Source organism: Qipengyuania aquimaris (assembly GCF_020171965.1).
GTDB lineage: Bacteria > Pseudomonadota > Alphaproteobacteria > Sphingomonadales > Sphingomonadaceae > Qipengyuania > Qipengyuania aquimaris_A.
On the sequence record NZ_JAIUZK010000001.1, the window covers coordinates 888,948 to 910,053 of the forward strand.

26 protein-coding genes are annotated in these 21,106 nt (G+C 63.2%); 9 read left to right on the forward strand and 17 right to left on the reverse strand.

Annotated elements, in window-relative coordinates; all coding sequences use genetic code 11:
• Window positions 1-27 precede the first annotated feature (27 nt).
• On the forward strand, window positions 28-1,056 hold the full coding sequence (locus tag LCM24_RS04305; protein WP_224802891.1) for a cupin-like domain-containing protein: 1,029 nt from the start codon (window positions 28-30) through the stop codon (window positions 1,054-1,056).
• A 117-nt stretch (window positions 1,057-1,173) separates the two neighbouring features.
• The gene (locus LCM24_RS13070) at window positions 1,174-2,046 is read left to right on the forward strand and encodes a helix-turn-helix domain-containing protein (RefSeq protein WP_224802892.1); all 873 of its coding nucleotides are present in this window, start codon (window positions 1,174-1,176) and stop codon (window positions 2,044-2,046) included.
• Between the two features lie 22 nt (window positions 2,047-2,068).
• On the opposite strand, the gene yihA is transcribed toward LCM24_RS13070, so the two are convergent.
• The 6 genes from yihA to LCM24_RS04340 form a co-directional block, all read right to left on the reverse strand.
• Complete coding sequence (yihA, locus tag LCM24_RS04315; RefSeq protein WP_221563481.1) at window positions 2,069-2,722, reverse strand: ribosome biogenesis GTP-binding protein YihA/YsxC; 654 nt, start codon at window positions 2,720-2,722, stop codon at window positions 2,069-2,071.
• Between the two features lie 11 nt (window positions 2,723-2,733).
• On the reverse strand, window positions 2,734-4,491 hold the full coding sequence (gene yidC / locus LCM24_RS04320; protein WP_224802893.1) for a membrane protein insertase YidC: 1,758 nt from the start codon (window positions 4,489-4,491) through the stop codon (window positions 2,734-2,736).
• 70 nt (window positions 4,492-4,561) lie between these two features.
• Complete coding sequence (gene yidD / locus LCM24_RS04325; protein ID WP_100259760.1) at window positions 4,562-4,771, reverse strand: membrane protein insertion efficiency factor YidD; 210 nt, start codon at window positions 4,769-4,771, stop codon at window positions 4,562-4,564.
• Window positions 4,768-5,151 (reverse strand): ribonuclease P protein component, encoded by a 384-nt coding sequence (gene rnpA, locus LCM24_RS04330; RefSeq protein WP_224802894.1) that lies wholly within the window; start codon window positions 5,149-5,151, stop codon window positions 4,768-4,770. Before rnpA ends, yidD begins: the two co-directional genes overlap by 4 nt.
• 290 nt (window positions 5,152-5,441) lie before the next feature.
• Window positions 5,442-5,576, reverse strand: coding sequence for a 50S ribosomal protein L34 (gene rpmH / locus LCM24_RS04335; RefSeq protein ID WP_090478272.1), 135 nt, complete (start codon window positions 5,574-5,576; stop codon window positions 5,442-5,444).
• 148 nt (window positions 5,577-5,724) lie between these two features.
• Window positions 5,725-6,474 (reverse strand): alpha/beta hydrolase, encoded by a 750-nt coding sequence (locus LCM24_RS04340; RefSeq protein ID WP_224802895.1) that lies wholly within the window; start codon window positions 6,472-6,474, stop codon window positions 5,725-5,727.
• 292 nt (window positions 6,475-6,766) lie between these two features.
• On the opposite strand from LCM24_RS04340, the gene LCM24_RS04345 reads away from it, so the two are divergent.
• A complete protein-coding gene (locus LCM24_RS04345; protein WP_224802896.1) occupies window positions 6,767-8,275 on the forward strand; it encodes a YifB family Mg chelatase-like AAA ATPase in 1,509 nt (502 codons plus the stop codon).
• Window positions 8,276-8,325: 50 nt separating this feature from the next.
• Window positions 8,326-9,369: a type I restriction endonuclease gene (locus tag LCM24_RS04350; RefSeq protein ID WP_224802897.1), complete on the forward strand. Its 1,044-nt coding sequence runs from the start codon at window positions 8,326-8,328 to the stop codon at window positions 9,367-9,369.
• A 16-nt stretch (window positions 9,370-9,385) separates the two neighbouring features.
• Here LCM24_RS04350 and LCM24_RS04355 read toward each other — a convergent pair whose 3' ends face one another.
• The 3 genes from LCM24_RS04355 to LCM24_RS04365 form a co-directional block, all read right to left on the reverse strand.
• Window positions 9,386-9,733, reverse strand: a complete 348-nt coding sequence (locus tag LCM24_RS04355) for a hypothetical protein (protein ID WP_224802898.1) — start codon at window positions 9,731-9,733, stop codon at window positions 9,386-9,388.
• A gap of 111 nt (window positions 9,734-9,844) precedes the next feature.
• Complete coding sequence (locus tag LCM24_RS04360; RefSeq protein WP_224802899.1) at window positions 9,845-10,105, reverse strand: hypothetical protein; 261 nt, start codon at window positions 10,103-10,105, stop codon at window positions 9,845-9,847.
• Between the two features lie 41 nt (window positions 10,106-10,146).
• Window positions 10,147-10,701, reverse strand: coding sequence for a winged helix-turn-helix transcriptional regulator (locus LCM24_RS04365; RefSeq protein ID WP_224802900.1), 555 nt, complete (start codon window positions 10,699-10,701; stop codon window positions 10,147-10,149).
• A 187-nt stretch (window positions 10,702-10,888) separates the two neighbouring features.
• On the opposite strand from LCM24_RS04365, the gene LCM24_RS04370 reads away from it, so the two are divergent.
• A complete protein-coding gene (locus LCM24_RS04370) occupies window positions 10,889-11,230 on the forward strand; it encodes a CC_3452 family protein (RefSeq protein WP_224802901.1) in 342 nt (113 codons plus the stop codon).
• 84 nt (window positions 11,231-11,314) lie between these two features.
• Here the strand turns inward: LCM24_RS04370 and LCM24_RS04375 are convergent, their stop codons facing one another.
• From LCM24_RS04375 to galE, 3 genes are all read right to left on the reverse strand, one after another.
• Entirely contained in the window at window positions 11,315-11,929 is a 615-nt protein-coding gene (locus LCM24_RS04375; RefSeq protein ID WP_224802902.1) for an HAD family hydrolase, read from the reverse strand.
• A gap of 91 nt (window positions 11,930-12,020) precedes the next feature.
• Window positions 12,021-12,146 (reverse strand): type B 50S ribosomal protein L36, encoded by a 126-nt coding sequence (ykgO, locus tag LCM24_RS04380; RefSeq protein WP_007165381.1) that lies wholly within the window; start codon window positions 12,144-12,146, stop codon window positions 12,021-12,023.
• 93 nt (window positions 12,147-12,239) lie between these two features.
• Window positions 12,240-13,253: a UDP-glucose 4-epimerase GalE gene (galE, locus tag LCM24_RS04385; RefSeq protein ID WP_090476430.1), complete on the reverse strand. Its 1,014-nt coding sequence runs from the start codon at window positions 13,251-13,253 to the stop codon at window positions 12,240-12,242.
• Between the two features lie 103 nt (window positions 13,254-13,356).
• Between galE and LCM24_RS04390 the strand changes: the two genes are divergently transcribed.
• From LCM24_RS04390 to LCM24_RS04400, 3 genes are read left to right on the forward strand one after another with little or no spacing between them, the layout of a single operon-like run.
• Window positions 13,357-13,971, forward strand: a complete 615-nt coding sequence (locus LCM24_RS04390) for a DUF4136 domain-containing protein (RefSeq protein ID WP_224802903.1) — start codon at window positions 13,357-13,359, stop codon at window positions 13,969-13,971.
• The gene (locus LCM24_RS04395) at window positions 13,972-15,111 is read left to right on the forward strand and encodes a M14-type cytosolic carboxypeptidase (protein ID WP_224802904.1); all 1,140 of its coding nucleotides are present in this window, start codon (window positions 13,972-13,974) and stop codon (window positions 15,109-15,111) included.
• 46 nt (window positions 15,112-15,157) lie between these two features.
• Window positions 15,158-15,517 carry a hypothetical protein gene (locus tag LCM24_RS04400; RefSeq protein WP_224802905.1) on the forward strand — a complete coding sequence of 120 codons (360 nt, stop codon included), beginning with the start codon at window positions 15,158-15,160 and terminating at the stop codon, window positions 15,515-15,517.
• Between the two features lie 10 nt (window positions 15,518-15,527).
• Here the strand turns inward: LCM24_RS04400 and LCM24_RS04405 are convergent, their stop codons facing one another.
• From LCM24_RS04405 to LCM24_RS04420, 4 genes are read right to left on the reverse strand one after another with little or no spacing between them, the layout of a single operon-like run.
• Entirely contained in the window at window positions 15,528-16,523 is a 996-nt protein-coding gene (locus LCM24_RS04405; RefSeq protein WP_224802906.1) for a S66 peptidase family protein, read from the reverse strand.
• Window positions 16,520-16,924, reverse strand: a complete 405-nt coding sequence (locus tag LCM24_RS04410; RefSeq protein WP_224802907.1) for a cytidine deaminase — start codon at window positions 16,922-16,924, stop codon at window positions 16,520-16,522. Before LCM24_RS04410 ends, LCM24_RS04405 begins: the two co-directional genes overlap by 4 nt.
• A gap of 19 nt (window positions 16,925-16,943) precedes the next feature.
• Entirely contained in the window at window positions 16,944-17,651 is a 708-nt protein-coding gene (locus LCM24_RS04415) for a glycoside hydrolase family 25 protein (RefSeq protein WP_224802908.1), read from the reverse strand.
• A 4-nt stretch (window positions 17,652-17,655) separates the two neighbouring features.
• A complete protein-coding gene (locus LCM24_RS04420) occupies window positions 17,656-18,159 on the reverse strand; it encodes a UPF0262 family protein (RefSeq protein ID WP_224802909.1) in 504 nt (167 codons plus the stop codon).
• A gap of 135 nt (window positions 18,160-18,294) precedes the next feature.
• Here LCM24_RS04420 and LCM24_RS04425 point away from each other — a divergent pair, with 135 nt between their 5' ends.
• Window positions 18,295-19,818 carry a replicative DNA helicase gene (locus LCM24_RS04425; protein ID WP_177201767.1) on the forward strand — a complete coding sequence of 508 codons (1,524 nt, stop codon included), beginning with the start codon at window positions 18,295-18,297 and terminating at the stop codon, window positions 19,816-19,818.
• Between the two features lie 3 nt (window positions 19,819-19,821).
• Here the strand turns inward: LCM24_RS04425 and LCM24_RS04430 are convergent, their stop codons facing one another.
• Window positions 19,822-21,003, reverse strand: a complete 1,182-nt coding sequence (locus LCM24_RS04430; RefSeq protein WP_224802910.1) for a phospholipase D-like domain-containing protein — start codon at window positions 21,001-21,003, stop codon at window positions 19,822-19,824.
• Window positions 21,004-21,106: the final 103 nt, after the last annotated feature.

The window sequence follows — 21,106 nt, forward strand, 5'->3', positions numbered from 1 at the left end:
GTAATTGTAGGCTAGGCACGCGCGGCAATGCCCGAACTACGCGAATACGAGCGCCCGAGCGCCCAGACCTTCAGGGACGAGATCTATCCCGCAGCCCGCCCGGCGATCCTACGACAAGTGGCCGCAGACCTCGCGCCCGTGCAGATGGCGAAACGCGGCACGGGCGAGCTGGCCGAATATCTCAAGCAGGCGATCGGAGAGCGTGCGATCAACGTGCTCGCCTCCAACCCCGATGCAGGCCCGACCTTCTTCTTCGACGGCGATGTCTCGCGCCTCAATTTCCAGCGCGGCAATATGCCATTCTCGCGCTTCATCGACAGCGTCCTGTCACCCGACAGGGGCGATCAGATGCTCTATCTGGAATCGACCAAGGTGGCAGACCTCAGCCAAGAGCTGGCGAGCGCGCTGCACCTGCCGATCCTGTCGTCACAGGTCCAGCCGCGCGTCTGGATGGGCAACAATACCGGCACGCACACCCATTTCGACGTCATGCAGAACGTCGCATACGTTCTCAGCGGCAAGCGGCGCTTCACCCTCTTCCCGCCCGACCAGACGCCCAATCTCTACATGGCCCCGTTCGAGGCGTCTCCCTCCAATGCTCCGGTGTCGATGGTCAAGCTGGAAGACCCCGATTTCGAGCGCTTCCCGCGCTTTCGCGAGGCGCAGGAACAGGCGCTGGTCGCAGATCTCGAGCCGGGCGACGGTATCTTCATTCCCTATATGTGGTGGCACCATGTGAAGGCCGAGGGCGATCTCAACGTGCTCGTGAATTACTGGTGGAACGAGCACGAGGGAATGGGCACCCCGCTCGATGCCATGCTCCATTCGATCCTCGCGGTGCGCGACTTGCCCGAACCCATGCGCGATGCCTGGCAGACCATGTTCGAGACCTTTGTTTTCAAGCAGCACGGCGAGCCGATGGACCACGTCGAGCCGCAGTTGAGGGGCGGTCTCGGCCCGCATACCGAGCAGAGCCGTGTGCAGATGTGGCAATCGCTGGGGGCGGGTCTGTCGAAGACAATGGAGAAGGTCTTCAGCCCTCGTTTCCGTCGCTAGGCCATCGCGCGACAAGCCGCTGGAGTTGTCCGGCCCTCTCAGGTAGATGTACCGGTCAAGTGAACCGCCATCGGAGAGTTCGCAGTACTAGATCGAGCCGCAAACCTGGATACGGGTGTGACTGTCAGCTACGCGCTGCCTGCTCCTGCCTTGCGGCCCTACGTCTCCACCTATTCGCTGACCATCGTCGATCCGGACACCCCGACGATATTCGACCAGGTCTATCCGGAATGGCCGAATATCCGCATGTCGGTGGGTGGCGACATGGCAGCCTGCACCGGTCCCGGCCAGCTGGTCGACTGCAATCCGATCTGCGCGATTGGTCCGACCACGCACGCCACGCATTTCTCGCTCGCGCCGGGCCGCTACTGGTCGATCAGCCTGCTGCCGCTCGGCTGGGCGCGGTTCCTCGACCTGCGCGCAAACGAGTTCGCCGACTATTGGGAGGTGATCGGCGAAGACAGCCCGTTCGCGGATTTCGCACCCCTGCTCGAATGCGACCGGCGCCATCAGAGCCTGCCGAAAGTGGCCGCGCGCATCGACAAGCACCTGCTCGCCATGCTGGATCGCCCGGCGCACAGGGAAGAGGTGATCTACAGGGCCCACCGCGCCCTGCTCGATCCGGAGGTCAATTCCGTCGCTGCGCTCGCGGAGCAGACGGGGATCGGGGTGCGGGCGCTGGAACGGCTGTCGCTTGCCGTCTTCGGGTTCAGCCCCCGGCTGCTGCTGCGCCGCCAGCGTTTTCTGCGCAGCCTTGCGCAATTCATGCTCGACCCGTCGCTGGCGTGGATCGACACGCTCGACAGCCAGTATGTCGACCAGGCGCATTTCATTCGCGACTTTCGCCGGTTCATGGATACGACGCCCAGCGCCTACGCGGCCCAGCCTCATCCGGTGCTGTGGGCCGCCGCCAAGGCGCGCACGGAGATTGCCGGCAAGCCTATGCAGGTGCTCCAGCCGCCAAGCGGCTTCATTTCCGACGAGGAATGACAGCCGGCGGCAATGCCGGGTCTTAGATACCGGCGTCCTGAAGCAGGGCGGCGCGCAATTCGCCGATGCCCATGCCTTTTTCGCTGCTGGTCACATGGATCTGCGGATAGGCGGCGACGTGGGTCTTCGCCTCTGCCTCGACCGCGGCCACGGTCTTGGCCAGTTCGCTCGCCTTGATCTTGTCCGCCTTCGTCAGCACCACGCGGTAGCCCACGGCCGCCTCGTCGAGCATTTTCATCATCTCGCGGTCGACGTCCTTCAGCCCGTGACGGGCATCCACCAGCACGAGGTTGCGCACCAGCACCTGGCGGCCGCGCAGATAGGTGCGCACCAGGTTCTTCCATTTCTCGACGACCTTCACCGGCGCCTTGGCAAAGCCGTAGCCGGGCATGTCGACGAGGCGGAACTGGGTCGGTTCGCCCACTTCGAAGAAATTGAGTTCCTGCGTGCGGCCCGGCGTCACGGAAGCACGCGCGATCGAGCGGCGACCGGTGATCGCATTGAGCAGCGAGCTCTTGCCCACGTTCGAACGCCCCGCAAAGGCAATTTCGGGGACGGTCGGCTCGGGCAGGAATTTAAGCTGCGGAGCCGAGAGGAGGAACTCCACCCGGCCCGAAAACAGCTTGTTCGCGCGCCGTTCCAGCTGGGCCAGTTCGGCGGCTTCTTCGTCGGTCATTGTCTGCCCAATCAGCCCTTGGCCTTGGCCGCCGCAGCAGCTTTCTCGGCCTTTTCCTTTTCAGCCGCGGCTTTGAGCTGCGGATGCTTGGAGTAGAGGTATTTCTGCTGCGCCAGCGTCAGGATGTTCGACGTTACCCAGTACAGCAGCAGGCCTGCTGCGAACGGAGCCATGATGAACATGAGCACCCACGGCATGATCGAGAACACCTGCTGCTGGATCGGGTCCATCGCCGACGGGTTCAGCTTGAACGTCAGCCACATGGTGACACCCAGCAGCACGGCCAGCACGCCGATGGCGAGGAAGCTGGGCGGCGTGAACGGCAGCAGGCCGAACAGGTTGAGGATGGTCGCCGGATCGGGCGCGGACAGGTCGTCGATCCACAGGAAGTCGCGGTGACGCATCTCGATCGCGAGGTATAGCACCTTGTAGAGCGCGAAGAAGATCGGGATCTGCAGCAGCAAGGGCAGGCAGCCGGCCAGCGGGTTGACCTTCTCTTCCTTGAACAGCTTCTGCATTTCCTGCTGCTGCTTGACGCGGTCTTCCTTGTACTTTTCCTGGAGCGCTTTCATTTTCGGCTGGATGGCCTTCATCGCTGCCATGGAAGCGAACTGCTTCTGCGCGATGGGGAACATCACGCCGCGCACCACGATGGTGAGGCCGATGATTGCCACGCCGAAATTGCCGACCAGGTCGTAAAGGTTCTTGAGCAGCCACAGCAGCGGCTTTTCGAACCAGCGGAACCAGCCCCAGTCGATGGCGAGGCCGAATTTTTGGAGGCCCGCATCTTCGTAAGCGTCGAGGATGGTGGAATCCTTGGCGCCTGCATAGAGGCGCGAATCCGTCGTGTACTTGCGCCCGGCAGGAATGGTCACCGGATCGTAGATCATGTCGGCGCGATAGGTGTCGTTGCCCAGAGCGCGGAAAGTCGCCTCGGGTGCGGCGCCGTCCTGCGGCACGAGGGCCGACAGCCAGTAGATATCGGTGAAGCCGAGCCACTCGGCGCGGCCTTCCGGATTTGCCGGACCGTCATCGTCGAGATCGCTATAGTCGAAATCGTAATTCGCGCTGTCGCCGAACACGCCGATGGGTCCGGAATGCGCGATGAAGAAGTCGGCGCTGGCCGTGTCCGAGGTGCGGCTGACGAGGCCATAGGGCTGCGCCACGATGGGCACGCCCGAACGGTTGGCAATGCTCTGTTCGACCGAGATCATGTAGTTCTCGTCGATCGAATAGCGCAGCTGCATTTCCAGCCCGTTGCCCGCATCATGCGTGAGCGTGACGGGGGTTCCGACAGACAGAACCTCTCCATCGGCACTCCACACGGTTTCGTCCGGCACCTTCTGGCCGTTCACGAGGAAACCGTATTGCGCGAAATGCTGTGCCGGGGTTCCGCGCGGCGAATAGAGGCGCACGGGGCCGCTGTCCTTGTCGGTCGTCTCGGCGTAATCCTTGAGCACAAGGTCGTCGACCACTGCGCCCACGAGGTTGATCGAACCGGCGACCTTGGGCGAATCGATGGCAACACGGTTGCCCGATGCCAGCGCCGTGTCGAGATCGGCCACTTCCTGCGCGATGGCCGCCGGATCGGTCAGCCCGCCGGTGCGCGAATGCACGACCTCGCCGCCTTCGACCGGAGTCGTCGCCGTCTCTGCCGCGACCACGGGTTCGTCCGGCTGCGGGTAGAAGTAGTTCATCGCAGCGTCCCAGCCCAACAGCAGGGCCATCGAGAGCACGACTACGAAGATGATATTGCGCGAGTTTTCCAAGGTCGATCCCGGGTTTGATTTCGGTTCAGATGGGAATGGTGTGTTATCTAGTCAAGACAGTAGGCGGTGCTTACGGTACTGGGTCGTGCCCGCAGCCCCCCCATGGCTGGCAGCGCAATAGCCGCTTGAACGCCAACCATCCACCCTTGATCGCCCCATATTTTTGCAGCGCCTCGATCGCGTACTGGCTGCACGAGGGGGTGAAGCGGCAGGTCGGCGGGAGGATGCGGCTGGGGCCGAGCTGCCAGGCGCGCGCGATCCAGATCAGCGGATACTTCATGCGCGCGGGCTCCGGCGTTTGCGGGGGCCACGCGCGCGGTCGCCCTTGCCCTCGCTCGCTCTCGACAACGCTGCCTCGAGTTCCTGTGTCATCGCGGCGAAATCGCGCTCGATCGAACCGTCCCTACCGATCAGTATGTGGTCGTGATCGGCAAGGCCGTGTTCCGGCAGCGCGGCCCAGAGCAATTCGCGAAACCGGCGCTTAATCCGATTGCGGACCACCGCATTGCCGACCTTCTTGGTGACGGTGATGCCATAGCGCTTGCCCTTGCCCTCGTTCGGCCGCGTCAGCAGCACGAACCCGGGCTTGGCATTGCGCAGCCCACGGTTGGCAGCAAGGAAGTCGCTGCGCTTGCGGATGACGGAAAGACCGTGGGGCATGCCGATAGGCCTAGTCGAATGAGGAGAGGCTTTTGAGTCTTTTGTTCGCGCCCTCAAACGCCGGGCGCCGCACATCCGTGCGGCTTGGCTTCGCGGCATCAGCCGCGACGCGCGGTCGCGCTTTGACTGCCGTCGCCAAAATGGGAAGCTGGCACGAAAACGGGTCGCAAATGCGACCCGCAAGGGCGACTGCCCGTCCGCAGCGACACGACCTTCAGGTCGTGGGAGCGAGGATATCGCATGCCCGGATGGGCGTGCGAAAATCAAAAATCAGCAAAAACCTGTGGGCCTCAGGCACACAGATTTTTGCGGCCGCGGTTGCGGCGAGCGCGAAGCACCTTGCGGCCACCCGGGGTAGCCTTGCGCGCAAAGAAACCGTGGCGACGGGCGCGCACGAGGTTCGAGGGCTGGAAAGTCCGCTTCATCGGATGGTCCTTCAAAAAATTCGTTGTTCGTCGGGCAACACGCGAAGAGGCGAATCGCGCCAACAAAAAGGGCCGCCGCTTCCGGCGACCGCATTGGTGGAGGGGCGCTTAGGCCAAAGCTTAGTGTCGGTCAAGTCCTTCAAGGCGCTCAAAACGCGGCATGGGCAATCTGCGCAGGACGCGGTGCGCCGCCAATCCAGCGCCGCATTTCGCGGGCACCCAGCCAGCGTGCTTCGCGATGCGGAACCGAGTTGGTGAAGCTGTAGAATGCGCGGGCATCACGCTCGCTCATGCCCATCTCGCGATAATAGCTCAGATAGCGGCGGTTCTGCGGCGCATCCATGGCAAATTCGTGCGCTTCCCGCCCCTGTTCGTCCATCCAGCTGTGCACGGCGAACTCGGCACCTTCCGCGATTTCGCGCACCGCACCTGCCAGGAACAACTCGACCGCGCCGGAACGCACCGAACCGCGCCGCGGAACATAGGTCGAAAGGCCGGCGGAACGGATCATCCGGCCAAGCCTCAGATTGGCGATATCGTCCCGCGTTCCGGGGCATTCGACCATGTCGATCTGCGAAAGGCCGGGATGGTTGCGCAGCATAACGCGGAACCAGCGCGGGCTCTCGCGGTCGGTTTCGCCCATCAGCGCGACGCGATTCTCGTCGATCACGCGGAAGGGGCCATATTGCGCGATACCCCCCGCATAGCTGCGCGCGCTGGTGTCGATCGACGGCAGGCGGTGCGCGACGGCGGAATAGGGTTTTGCCGTGATCGCCTGTGGCTGCGGCACGGGACGCGGCACGAAGCGCGTCGTGGCGGCGGGCGGTGGCGGTGCGAGCACAAGCGTGTCCGCACTGACGGCGGCCTTGTGCGGCGCGACCTCAGCGATGGCGCTCACGGGCGCCATATATACGGGAGGCTTCCCGACGAAGGCAGCTGGCAGCTTCACGAGGCCCAACGACTGCGCCACAACAGGGGAGGCAAATCCAGAGGCAAGCATGGCTAGCAGAAGGAGGGCCGCGCGAAGCATGGGCCACCCCATGCGCCCGGCTCCCTTTCCGACCTGCCAAGGGTCATGGTCAACACCGGGTTAACCGCACCTCTTCCCCACGCCTTTTCGCGTGCAAGCCTCGACAATCAAAGGCTTTCTTGGCAGTGCCTGCGGACGAATACTCAGGCGGGGGTTAAGCGTGGTCGCATTGGTCCGGACGGTGGCCTATCTCGGGCTGGAGGCGCGCAGCGTGGAGGTGCAATGCTCCCTCGCGCCGGGCCTTCCCAACTTCAATATCGTGGGTCTGGCCGACAAGGCGGTCGGCGAAAGCAAGGAGCGCGTGCGCGCCGCACTTGCATCGATGGGCCTCGCGCTGCCGCCCAAGCGGATCACCATCAATCTCTCGCCGGCCGACTTGCCCAAGGAAGGCTCGCATTACGACCTGCCCGTGGCGCTCGCCGTGCTGGCGGCGATGGGGATCACCGATGCCGAGCAGTTGGAGGACTGGGTCGTGGTGGGCGAACTGGCCCTCGATGGTCGCGTCGCGCCGTCGCCCGGCGTCCTGTTGGCAGCGCTCCATGCAAGCGAGGCGGAAAAGGGCCTCATCTGTCCTGCAGCCCAAGGGGCGGAAGCGAAATGGGCGAGCGATGTGCCGGTCCTTGCCGCCCCCGACCTCGTCAGCCTGCTCAACCATTTGAAGGGCACCGCCCAGCTTGCCGAACCCGATCGCGGCCTTATCGAAGAGCCCGCGCCCTTCACCGATCTCAAGCAGGTCAAGGGTCAGGAAACCGCCAAGCGCGCGCTGGAGATCGCGGCGGCGGGCGGGCACAATCTGCTGATGGTCGGCCCTCCGGGCGCCGGCAAATCGCTGATGGCGAGCTGTCTTCCCGGCATATTGCCCGAACTGACCCCGGCAGAGGCGCTGGAAGTCAGCATGGTGCAATCGGTGGCGGGGATCCTCGAAGAAGGGCGCATCAGCCGGGCGCGCCCGTTCCGCGCACCGCACCATTCGGCGAGCATGGCGGCGCTGACCGGCGGTGGATTGCGGGTGAAGCCGGGCGAGGTGAGCCTGGCGCATCTCGGCGTGCTCTTCCTCGACGAGCTGCCGGAATTCCAGCGGGCCGTGCTCGATTCGCTGCGCCAGCCGCTGGAGACAAACAAGGTCGATGTGGCGCGCGCCAATGCGCACGTCACCTTCCCCGCCAATGTCCAGCTGATCGCGGCGATGAACCCGTGCCGCTGCGGGCACCTGGGCGACCCGGCCCTCGCCTGTTCGCGCGCTCCCAAATGCGCCGCCGACTACCAGAGCAAGGTTTCGGGCCCCATGCTCGACCGGATCGACCTGCATGTAGAGGTCGATCCCGTCAGCGCGGCGGACCTCGCCCTGCCGCCTCCGGCAGAAGGAAGCGCCGAGGTCGCAGCGCGGGTGACAGCCGCCCGCAAGCGTCAGACTGCGCGCAAGGAGGAAACCGGCGTGCGCACCAATGCGGAATTGCAGGGCGACGCGCTCGACCGCTTTGCCGCGCCGGACGAGGACGGACGGGCGCTGTTGTTACAGGCGGCGACGGCCATGCGCCTGTCTGCACGCGCCTATACCCGCATGCTCCGCGTCGCGCGCACGATTGCGGACCTCGCAGGTTCAGAGCAGGTCGGGCGGATCCATGTAGCGGAGGCATTGAGCTACCGGCGGCAACCTCCGCGCGCTTGACCACAGTAAAAAAACGTTGGAACTAGTTCCGTGACTTTGGAGGGAATGGAATGGAACTGGAAAACCGTCTCGAAATATTAGCGAATAAGGTCAAGCAACACCAAGATGTCTTATCGACAGAAGAAGCAGCGAAGACAGCATTGGTTCTGCCATTCCTACAAGCTCTAGGATATGACGTTTTCAATCCCGAAGAAGTGATCCCTGAGTTCACGTGCGACGTAGGCACAAAGAAGGGCGAGAAGGTCGATTATGCCATCCGGGTGGACGGTAAAATCAGTTTGCTCATCGAATGCAAGCCCTCAACTCAGGCGCTGAACCTCAAGCACGCTTCGCAGCTCTATCGGTATTTCGGGGTGACGGAAGCGAAGTTTGCCATTCTCACGAACGGCGCCGAGTTCAAATTCTATTCTGACCTCGATTCAACGAACAGGATGGATGAGAAACCCTTTTTTGAGTTCGACCTACGCCATTTGCGGAAGTCGGACGTTCGAGCGCTAGCGAAGTTTCAACGCGCTGATTTTGATATCGGGCGTATCGTTGAAACCGCCGCGAGCCTTCAGATGGAAGGTGCTGTGACTAAGGCAATCGAGAACGAGATGGAAAATCCATCACCCGAACTCGTCAAATTAATCGCGCGCCAAGTGACCGATAGAAACCTGACTGCGGGATTGAAGGCTGCGGTTGCGCGGCACATTCCCAACGCATTCAACGCCATCATCCGTGAACGTCTGAATGAACGCCTGACTTCCGCAATGACGGACACATCTGATAGTGAACCAGCCAGCACTTCTGAGATCGAAACTACCGAAGACGAACTGGAAGGCTTCCGTATAATTAGCGCTATCGGTTCAGAACTTGTCGAGCCAACTCGCATCGCCATGCGGGACTCTCAATCGTATTGTGCGGTCCTGTTGGACGACAACAATCGCAAGCCTATCGCGCGCCTTAGGTTCAATTCTCAGACTACACGGCATCTCGGAACATTTGACGCGGACAAGAATGAGACTTTGAACCCCGTTTCGGAAACCCGCGACATCTACAAATATCGTGAGTCGATTCTGGAGCGCATTCGCATCATGCTAAAAGAGGGATAGGGACGAACCCCGATCCTCAGCTCTCGGACATATCGAGGTTGAGCCTGGTCGGCTCGTGCTCTGCATCGCCTTCGAATTTCTTCAGAAAGTCCTCGATCGGGACGGCCTGCGCCTTGTCGACCATGGGGTTCGACTTGGCCATTTCGACGGCCTTCAATTCGTCCGGCGTCATGCGGACGTGGATGTAGGGCATCCAGACCTCGCCGAAATCGGCCTGCTGGTACCATACGTCGAGGATGTCGTAGGACGCCCACGATCCGCCCGGCTCGCGCAGCCGGATGCCCTCGCCGATGCGCGGCACCGCCACGGTCTTGATCCGGAAGACCGACTGGTGGGTCTCGTTCTGAACTTCGATTTCGATCACATTATGGCCCGGCTTGTTGGGGAATGAATCCCGTGTGCAGACACCGCGATGACAGCAAGGCGTTGAGATCGTTTTAACGATGACGTCACGGAGCCACCGTGAAAAGTGACGTCACTTTTGCGCGTAGGGCGTGTTCTTCACCAAGTGGCGATTGTAATCGGGCGCGCCGTCGTCCCACCACACAGGCCCGCGTTCGCCCAGCGCCACCTTGGCTTCATGCACCTGCTGGCGGGCGGCTCGCTCTGCCGCCGCGTCCTTATCGCGCAGCGCCGCACCGACTGCACGGCGCGCATCCATCAGCTGCGCGACGAGACGCGCTCGCTCGGTTTCCGGCAAATCGGGATTGGAGGCGCGCCACAGCCGGCCGCGCACGATGATGTAGCGCCCGTCGTCGGTGCGTTCGACGGAATCGCTCAGGCGGCGTCCTTGGCCTTGCGCGCGGTGGCGATGTCCACCACCGAGCCGTTCTCGAGCGTCATGACCGGGCTGGCGGTCGAGCCGTCGGCGCGCACGCCGAGGTTCTTGCGCTCCACCAGGGCAAGATCGGCCGGGCCAAGGATGCGTCCGTCATGGCTGAGGATCGAGGTCGGCCCGATCGGCAGGCGGTCGATTTCGTCCACCAGTACTGGGTTCTCGACGATCTCGCCGCCGTATTTCTGGCCCCACTGGCGCAATGCCACCATGGCCGGCAGCAGGTCGAAGCCCTTATCGGTCAGGCGGTATTCGATCTTGCGCCGGTCGTCCGGGCAGGGATCGCGCTTGAGGATCCCGTGCTCCACCAGCTTGGCGAGGCGGTTCGACAGGATGTTCCGCGCAATGCCCAGCTCACTGAGGAATTCCTCGAAGTGATGCAGGCCGTTGAAGCTGGCGCGCAGGATCATGAAACTCCAGCGTTCGCCCATGACCTCGAGTGCCTGCGGCAGGCCGCATTCTGTCAGTTCGCGTAGTGGTTCGCGGATATCGCCCATAAATTCAGTCCTTCTCGTGCAACCTATTTACCGCTTTTCGTCGCAAAGCCAAATTCTTTGAAAAATGGGTTGCATCGCGCAACCTAATTATCTAGGTGGTGATTCGCAACTGGTTGCAAATTGAAACCTACATTGCATTTTTCGCACGGCCAGTTGAGAAAAACGCAATGCACTGAAGGAATGTACGATGACCCTCTCCCTCGATCGTAGCGCCAAGATCAGCGTGTTCGTGTCGGCTTTCGCCTACACCGCTCTCACCTTCGGCGCCCTTACCACCCCCACCGCTGCAGAAGCACGCAGCGAAGTGCCGTATTACACCGCCGAACTCGCCCAGCCTGCTGCAGAACGCACCACGGTTGCAGGCGGCGTTGCATGGATCTGCTCGGAAACGAGCTGCGTCGCTCGCAAGGGCACTTCGCGCCCGGTGCGCATTTGCCGCGACCTCAAGCGCGACCTCGGCGAAGTGAAAGCCTTCACCGCCAAGGGCAAGGAACTGGACGCCGAGAAGCTGGCGAAGTGCAACGGCTGATCCCGCGCACCATCATATCCCCCACCCCCTCTCCATCAGGGTGGAACTCAAGGGCCCCGGCATTCGTGTCGGGGCCTTTTTTGTTCAAATAAGGCCGCGCTCAGCCAGATCCTTCTCGAGCAGGCCAGCCTCGGTGAAGTGATGCACCTGCCAGCCGCAGTTGCGTGCCGCCTCGATATTAGCGGGATTATCGTCGATGAAGAGCATTGAGGCGGCAGGCAGGCCGAAGCGCCGTTCCGCCAGCGCGAAGATCGCCGGATCGGGCTTGGCGACCCGCTCCTCGCCCGAGACCACGATATCGCGGAACCGGTCGAAGATGCGTTCCTGCGGACGGAAGCCGGCCCAGAATTCTGCGCCGAAGTTGGTGATCGCAAACAGCGGCATGCCCGCCTCGTCGAGCCGTTCCACCAGCACATGGCTACCCGGGACAGGCCCCGGGATGGTCTCGTTGAAGCGGGTGGCATAGGCGCGGATTTCCTCCGCGAAGTCGGGATAGAGCGCGATACGTTCCGGCACCATCTGTGCAAGCGGACGTCCGGCATCGTGGAGGAAATGCCATTCCTCGGTCACGACTTCGCCCAGCACCTTCTCCAGCCGCTCTGGATCGTCGACGATCTTTTCGAACAGGGCGCTGAGCTGCCACTGGTATAGGACCCGGCCGACGTCGAATACGACTGCCTCGATTGAATTATCGCCCATCATGCGCCTTCCATACACGAACGGCCCGCACTCCCTTGCAGGAGCCGGGCCGGTTCATGACGCTTGCGGGGCAGATGCCCCACATCGCTGCTTAGCCCTGGCGGGCCTTGAAGCGGCGGTTGGTCTTGTTGATGACGTAGGTCCGCCCGCGACGACGGATCACGCGGCAGTCGCGATGCCGGTTCTTGAGCGACTTGAGGCTGTTGCGGATCTTCATGATAAGTCTCGTTTCACAAATAAATACGCGCCGGAGATGGTGCCCCGACGCGCCAATTTCAAGCGCGCCCGTTAGCGGCGGTGGTGATTCCCGTCAAGCTTCGCGGCGAATTTCCGCAAGCTTGCGTTCCCATTGCACCGCGTGGGTAATGATCTGGTCCAGGTCCGCATATTGCGGCTTCCATGGCAGGGTCGCCCTGATGCGTGACGGATCGGACACCAGTTCGCCCGGATCGCCCGCGCGGCGCGGTTCCATCCGGCGCTCGATCGTGACGTTCGTCACCCGGTCGACAGCATCGAGAACTTCCAGAACCGAGAACCCGCGCCCGTAGCCGCAATTCATCGTCAGCGAACGGTCGGGCCGTTCGATCAGCGCTTCCAGTGCCAGCACATGGGCGGCAGCGAGATCGCTGACATGGATATAGTCGCGCACGCCCGTGCCGTCCGGCGTGTCGAAATCGGTCCCGAAAACCGACACCCCGTCCCGCTTGCCCGTGGCCGCCTCGCAGGCGACCTTGATGAGATGCGTGGCACCCGCGGTCGACTGGCCCGTGCGCCCCTGGGGATCGGCACCGGCAACGTTGAAATAGCGCAGCGCGCAGTGATTGAACCCGTGGGCGGCGCTGGCATCGGTCAGCATCTGCTCCGTCATCAGCTTCGACCAGCCATAAGGGTTGATCGGCTGTTTGGGAGTATCTTCCGTGACCGGCGATGTCTCGGGCGTGCCATAGGTCGCCGCGGTCGAGGAGAAGATGAAATGATCCACCCCGCCGCGCACGGCAGCCTCGATCAGGGTCCGGCTCTTCACCGTGTTGTTCTCGTAATAGCCAAGCGGGTTTTCGACCGAATCGGGGACGACCACCGAGCCGGCGAAATGCATGATCGCCTTGGTGCCCTGTTCGAGGAAAATCTGTTCCAGCAGGACGGCGTCGGCAATATCGCCTTCGTACAGCGGCACATCCTCAGGCACAGCAAAAGCGAAGCCGGTCGACAGATTGTCGATGACCGCCACGGGCCAGCCCGCATCGCGCAGCGCCAAGACTGCGTGGCTTCCGATATATCCTGCACCGCCGGTGACGAGCACCGGTACTTTCGCGTCCCTGTCCATGGCAGCGGCCCCTAGCAGAAATCGCGCGAGGGGCAATCTCGGAGCCTTGCCGGTTCTGGCGCGTTCTTCTTTCTTTAACGCCCATATCGGAAAGACCCCGCCCATGAGTCGCACCACCTGCCGCATCGCGCCACCCCTGGCCCTGTTTTCGGCCCTCGCCCTCACCGCCTGCGCCACCACGCCCGGCCCGGTCGAGGTGACGCGCTTCGTAGCGCCGGAGGCCGCCTCGCAGCTTGGCCAAGGCACGATCTTCGTCGCCAGCGCGCAAGATGGGGAGGACAACAGCCTTGCCTTGATGCCGTATAAATCGGCCGTCGCCGAAGAACTTCGCAGCCTCGGCTATGTCGAGACCGACCGCGCATCGGCGGACCAGGTCGCCACCGTGAGGATCGAGCGTTATGTCCTCACCGCGCAGGGTCGCCGCTCTCCGGTCAGCGTCGGCGTGGGCGGTCGCACCGGCTCCTATGGTTCGGGCGTGGGTGTCGGCATCGGCATCAATCTTGGCGGCGGAGAGCGCGACAAGGTCGGCAGCGAACTGTCGGTCACGATCCGCAGCGCCGCTTCGCAAGCAAACCTGTGGGAAGGCCGCGCGGACCTGCGCGTTCCCGACAATTCAGAGCTTGCACCGGCGCAAGCAAACGCACAAACCCTCGCCGCCGCGCTGTTCAGCGATTTTCCCGGCAATAATGGCGAAACGATAGAAATCGAGGTTCCCTAAGTGAGCGATATCCGGATCGATGCGGCTTTCGACAGCGGCAATATCGAAGTCCTTTCCATCGACGGCGCGAGCGCGAAGCTCGCTATCCCGCTCGATACCAGCAGCGAATTCAAGCAGTGGTTCCACTTCCGCGTCAGCGGGGCACAGGGCCGCGAACTGGTGCTCAGGATCACGGACCTGGAATCCAGCGCCTATCCCGGCGGCTGGCCCGGCTACGACGCCTGCGTTTCGGAAGACCGCGACTACTGGGGCCGCGCCGCATCGTCCTATGACAAGAACGAAGACGGCGGCACGCTGACGATCCGCTATACGCCTGCCAGCGACATCGCCTGGTTCGCCTATTTCGCGCCCTATTCGATGGAGCGTCATCACGACCTCGTGTCCGAAGCGGCCGCCTCGGAAGGCGTCGATCACCTGCACCTTGGCACCACGCTCGACGGGCAGCCGATCGACTGCCTCGAAATGGGCGAAGGCGAATTCAAGGTCTGGCTCTATGCCCGCCAGCATCCCGGCGAAACGCAGGCCGAATGGTGGATGGAAGGCGCTCTCGAAGTGCTCACCGATCCGAGCGACAGCGTCGGCCGCCTCCTGCGCGAGAAATGCCGCCTCCATATCGTGCCCAACTGCAATCCCGACGGGTCGAAGCGCGGCAATCTGCGCGTCAACGCGGCAGGCACCAACCTCAACCGCGAATGGGACGATCCCAGCGCCGAAAAGAGCCCCGAAGTCCTCGCCATCCGCAACCGCATGGATGAAACCGGCGTCGATTTCGCGATGGACGTCCACGGCGACGAAGCCATTCCAGTGAGCTTCCTTGCAGGCTTCGAAGGCATCCCGGGCTGGACCGACGAGCAAGGCGACAGCTATTACGGTTACGAGGCGATCCTCGATCGCCGGACTCCTGATTTCCAGACCGAACAGGGCTACACCAAGGCCGCTCCCGGCAAGGCGAACCTGTCGATGAGCACCAACCAGGTCGCAGAGCGTTTCGGCGCCACCGCGATGACGCTGGAAATGCCTTACAAGGACAATCCCGCAAGCCCCGAGCCGGAACAGGGCTGGTCGCCCGAACGCTGCAAGATGCTCGCGCGCGATTGCCTTGCGAGCCTGCTCGAGTGGCTGGAAGCGCGCGAGGCGTAAGCTACCGGAAATGCTGGGTTAAGCGAGCGCAGGGTAGGCGATACCCATGCGCTTGCCCCTCGCCCTTCTCGGCCTGATCGGCCTTTCCGCCATCGCCGCCCCCGCGCAGGCGACTGGGGGGTTCCTGTGCAAGACCGCCACCGGTCCTCAGATCGAGATCGCGCTCGGCTTCGGCCATGTGCCAGGCGCGCCGCTGGTCGGGCACCGGCTGCGCGTGGACGGCAAGCTGATCGCCTCGTACGCACCGCAATGGTGGCTCGACGATGACGAAATGCGGCTCCAGCTCACCTCACCTGATGCGATGAAATCGCTGCTCCTGATGCGCACGAAGCGGGTAGGCTATCATTTCGACGGACAGGTCGAATATGACGGCCGGACCCGGTGGATCCGCTGCAAGGAAAGCTGATACGGCCCGGCTAGGCGGTTACCGGCTCCAGCGGCGTCAACGTCCCGCCATCCGCATCGAATGCGACGCGTGCGCCATGCGGCAGGCAGAGCTGGCCGCGAATATGGCCGATATTCGCGCCGGTCACGACGGGGCATTCCAACGTGCCGAGATGCTGGTCCAGCACATCGTCGAGCGTGAAGCTTTCGCCTTCCGGATCGGCGACACTGCACGCCCGGCAACGCCCGAAGATCACGCCCGCAGCGCCATCGAGAACGCCCGCCAGCTTCAGCTGCTGGAGCATCCGGTCGATCCGGTACGGCTCCTCGTTCACGTCCTCCAGGAAAAGCACCGCACCCTCCATTGCAGGCAGGCGGCCCGTGCCCATCAGGGTGGAAAAGATGGTGAGATTACCGCCCAGCAGCCGCCCCTCGCCCTTCCCGGACTTGAGCATGCGATCGGCACCCAACTCGAGCACCGGCATTTCGCCCGTAAAGGCCAGCCGCCACAGGCTTTCCCAACTCGCCGCCTCGCTCCACGGGCTCGCCGCATTGGGCGCGTGGAGCGTCGCAAAGCCCGCCTCGCGCGCGATCGCGAGATGGAGGGCGGTGTTGTCGCTATACCCGATGAAGAGTTTGGGATTGGCGCGGATGGTCGGCCAATCGAGCGAAGGCAGGATGCGCGCCGCGCCATAGCCCCCGCGAATGGCGAAGATGCCGCGAATGGTCTGATCGGCAAAGGCCGCATTGAGGTCCGCTGCCCGCTGCGCATCGGTGCCTGCCAGATAGCCGAACTTCGCCTCGGCATTCGCTCCGAATTGCGGGACCAGCCCCATGCTGGACACCCAGTGCCGCGCACGCTCGATCTCGGCAGCCGACACGGCGCTGGCCGGCGCCACCAGTGCCACCTTGTCCCCTGCCTGCAAGCGCGGGGGCCGGACACGCTTGGGCGCAGCGACAAGCGGAGAGACGGTCAGCGCAGCGCAGGCGGCGGCAAATCCGCCCATCGCGCTGCGCCGCGTGATCAAACGAGGCTCGCCGGGCCGAAAGCTTCGGGCAAGAGCGCGCTCAGCGTGGTGCGGCGCACTTCATCGGGGCCGACGCACAGGATCAGCGGATCGGTCCCGCCAAGCTGCGCGAGTTCGTTGAGCACCTGGCGGCAGCGTCCGCAGGGTGTGATCGGCATGTCGCCCGGTCCGGTGACTGCGACCGCTTCCAGCCCGCCGCGCACCCCGTCGGCCATGGCTTTCGACACCGCCAACGTTTCCGCGCACAGCGCAAGCCCGTAGCTCGCATTCTCGATATTGGTGCCGGTCACGACGCTACCGTCGGCAAAGCGCAAGGCGGCCCCGACTGCGAAACTGGAATAGGGTGAATAGGAATGTGCGGCAGCCTCTCGGGCGGCGGCGATCAGGTTGTCATCGGTCATGCGCTACCACCTAGCCGGATCAGGGCCGCACGACCAGCCAGCGTAGCGGCGTATCGGCAGCCTGCGTCATGTGCGACGCATTCGCTGTCCAGACCGTCCATGGCCTTCCCGCATAGCCCGGCTCGTCCATGTCGCCTTCGAGCCATAGCGCCCGCTCCAGCCGCGCGGCGGGGCGATAGCGTTCCTCGAAATCGCGGCTAGGCGCCAGCACCACCGGCGCACCCGCGTGGGCTTCGATCTGGTTGACCAGCGTCAGCAATTCGCTCTGCACCGCGGCGTCGGAAACCCGTGTCGGGCATTCGTCGGCGGTGCGCGCCAGCCGGATCGCGGGCGGGAGCAATTGTTCGTCGCGCGGCACGATGGTGACGTAATTGGCCGATTGTCCGTCGGCCCGCTCGCACGGGTCGAATTCATGCACCGTGCCGACCTCCAGACCCGCCTCGCGCGCTGCAATGAGATTGTCCGAAAAGCCTGAATCCTTGTCGCGGGCACCCTTGCTGGTTTCGAGATAGACGAAGCTTGCGCCAAGTCCCGCGAGCACTTCGAAGTCGACGTTCTCGTCCTCTTCGCCGATCAGCGCGCCCTGGTCGGGATAGGTGTCCTCGTCGGGCCGCCAATAGCGTTTCTCGTTCCACAGCCAGATCGCCGCGACGCCTGCGATGACCGCAGCGAGCAACACCAGCTTCAGCAACCAGCCCGATCCGGGCTTCTTCTTGCGCCGCGCCATGCCTTCAGCCCTTGATGTGCAGGACGCAGATCAGCGTGAACAGCCGGCGTGCGGTGGCGAAGTCGGTCTCGATCTTGCCCTCCAGCCGCTCCAGCAACAGCTCGGCCGCCTGGTTGTGCACCCCGCGCCGGGCCATGTCGATCGTCTCGATCTCGTTCGCGGTCGCCTTGCGGATCGCCTGGTAATAGCTGTCGCAGATGGCGAAATATTCGCGGATCGGGCGGCGGAAACGCGCCAGGCCCAGCAGCAATTCCTCGACCATCTCGCCCTCGGTGTTGGCGATGGTCATCAGCAAGCGCCCGTCCCGCACAGCCAGCGTCAGGTGATAGGGGCCATCCGCCCCGCGCTCCACCGCGCGGAGCGGCTTGAAGGTGTTTTCCTCGATCAGGTCGAAGATCGCGATCCGGCGTTCCTGTTCGATATCCGCGTTGCGCCAGATGATCGTCTCTTCATCGAGATCGATATGCGCAATGCGGTGATCGGGGTTGGAAGGTGCGGATTCGGTCATGGTCGTGAGTGACGCTTTCGCAACTGCGACACGACGGGGCAAGGTTGAACTTTTATCTGTCCATCCACAGGGCTATCCGCGACCGATTAATATTGGCGGTTTATGAGCGGTCCATAATGCCACATGGTGCCGCGCATGGCCGACACCGATCTCCTCTTCCCCGCCGATGATTCGACTTCCACCCCCGACAAGCAGGGCCAGACCCTGCCCAGTAACATCGAGGCGGAGGCCGCATTCCTTGGCGCGGTGCTGATCGACAACCAGGTCGTGCAGGAGCTCAATACCCCGCTCCAGCCGCATCATTTCTACGAACCGGTGCACCAGCGCATCTACGAGCGCATCCACAAGCTGCTCGACCGCAATTCGATCGCGACGCCGGTGACGCTGAAGCCCTATTTCGAAAGCGACGAGGCGCTGAAACAGCTGGGCGGCGTCACCTATCTCGCCAAACTGACGCAGGACGGTCAGGGCCTGCTGGCAACCGGCAAGCTGGCCGAACAGATTTACGACCTCGCCCTGCTGCGCGAACTGGTCCACGTGGGCCGCAACCTCGTCGAAGGGGCGCTCGACACCTCGGACGAAGTCGCGCCGATGGACCGCATCAGCCAGGCCGAAGCCGATCTCTACAAGGTCGCGGAAGGCGCGACCTCCGGTAACGAGGCGCAGGATTTCCGCACCGCGGCGCTCGGCGCGCTGAAGATGGTCGAGGCGGCGATCAATTCGGGCGGGCGCTTTTCGGGCAAGACCACCGGCCTCGACACGGTCAACGACAAGACTTCGGGCCTGCACAATTCCGACCTTATCATCCTTGCCGGGCGTCCCGGCATGGGCAAGACCTCGCTTGCCACGAACATCGCGTTCAATGCCGCACGGCGCCTTATGGACGACGAAAAGATCGGCATCGACCGCAGCGAATCCCCGGGCGCTGGCACCGCCTTCTTCAGCCTGGAAATGAGCGCGGACCAGCTGGCCACGCGTATCCTTGCCGAGACTGCGGAAATTTCCAGTGAGAAACTGCGTTCGGGCAAGCTGAGCCGCGAGGAATTCCAGCGCCTGTCCTTTGCCAGCCAGGAATTGAACGAGCTCCCGCTCTATATCGACGACACGCCCGGCCTCACCATCGGCGCGCTGCGCACCCGCGCCCGCCGCCTGAAGCGCCGTCACGACATCGGCCTCGTCATCGTCGACTACCTGCAGCTTCTGCAAGGTTCGGGCCGCGCAAACGACAACCGCGTGAACGAAATCTCGGAAATCAGCCGTGGCTTGAAGACGCTGGCCAAGGAACTGAACGTGCCCGTCATCGCGCTGTCGCAGCTCAGCCGTGCGGTGGAGCAGCGCGAGGACAAGCGCCCGCAGCTGTCCGACCTTCGCGAATCCGGCTCGATCGAGCAGGACGCCGACATGGTGTGGTTCATCTTCCGCGGCGAATATTACCACAACGCGCTCAAGCCCGACACGCCGGACGAAACCAGCAGCGAGGACGTGCGCCAGAAATATGCCGACTGGGAAGCGCGGCACCTCGAACTGGTCAATCGCGCCACGCTGATCGTCGCCAAGCAGCGTCACGGTTCGACCGGCAACGTGCCTCTGCTGTTCCAGAGCGAGTTCACCAAGTTCACCTCGCCCGAACTGCGCGGCGGCTACGACGATTACGAATAGAGTTCAGATGCCGAGGTTGAGCCTGCGCGTAACGGTGTAGTCGACCACGGAGACGAGCAGCCAGCTCAGGTTCCAGCGGATCCGGTTCCACAAGGTCGCGCGCTTCTTGTGCAGCGGGATCGTCACCTGCTGCGATGCCGCGATGTGATCGCTGACGAACTGCCGCATCCGGTCAGCCAGCGCGGCATCGTCGATTTTCAGCACCAGCTCCAGATTGATGTAGAGGCTGCGCATGTCGAAATTGGCGCTGCCGATATAGACGGAATCGTCCAGCACGATCAGCTTGGTGTGCAGCTTGCACGGCACGAATTCCCAGATCTTGGCCCGCTTCGACAGCAGGAAATCATAGAGCGACCGGCTCGCCCCGATGGTGGCGCCATTGTCCGATTTGCCCGCCATCACCAGCCGCGTCTCGCCCTTCTGCGCGATGCGGCCCATGTGCTTCAGAAGTTTTTTGGGCGGGCTGAAATAGGCCATGAACATATCCAGCCGCTCGCCTTCGACGAGATCGTCCGACACGCAGCGCGCCCAGCTCGACAAGCCGCGTGTCGGCCCGCCGACAAGCCAGGTGGCGTCCGGTTCCTTCCATTCCCAGTCGCGCACGGTACGCGCGATCTCACGGGCGTGCTGCTCCTCGCGCTCGGTCCATGAGCGCAGCTTGGCATACCAGTCGTTCAGCCCCTCGACCGCCGAACCTTCGATCACGATGCCGAGGTCGTTCCAGCCGTTCTCTTCGGGCGGCGCGAAATAGTCGTCGGCGATATTGAAACCGCCGAACATCGCCCTCTTGCCGTCGGCGACGACCAGCTTCTGGTGGTTGCGGATGAGGTAGCGCCGCGTCCACTTGGCGGAGAAGACCAGGAAGGTGCCGCCTGCATCGATCAGCGGGCGCAGGAAAAGATCAGATGCATCCGCCCCAAACCGGTCGACGATGAGCGTGACGTCGACCCCGCGCTTCGCCGCCGCCACCAGCGCATCGCGAAATTCGGTGCTCACCGTGTCCTCGGCAAAGATATAGAAGCACACGTCGAGCTTCTCTTTTGCGCTTTCGACCAGCTCGAACAGCGCGGCGCGGCGATCGGCACCGGCCGGATAGAAGGCCAGGTGCTGGCCGGCAGCATCAAACTCGAACGGCTCCGGATCGCGGAATTGAGTGGCCTCGCCCTGCATTTCGCTTGCTCCCATCACCCCTGCCTTAGCGGCTGGTGCGAAAGGCGCAAATTCTTGACCTTTTGCGCCTGTGCACCTATTTGGCCCTCTTTCCCGGATTCTCTAGAATATATCGGAG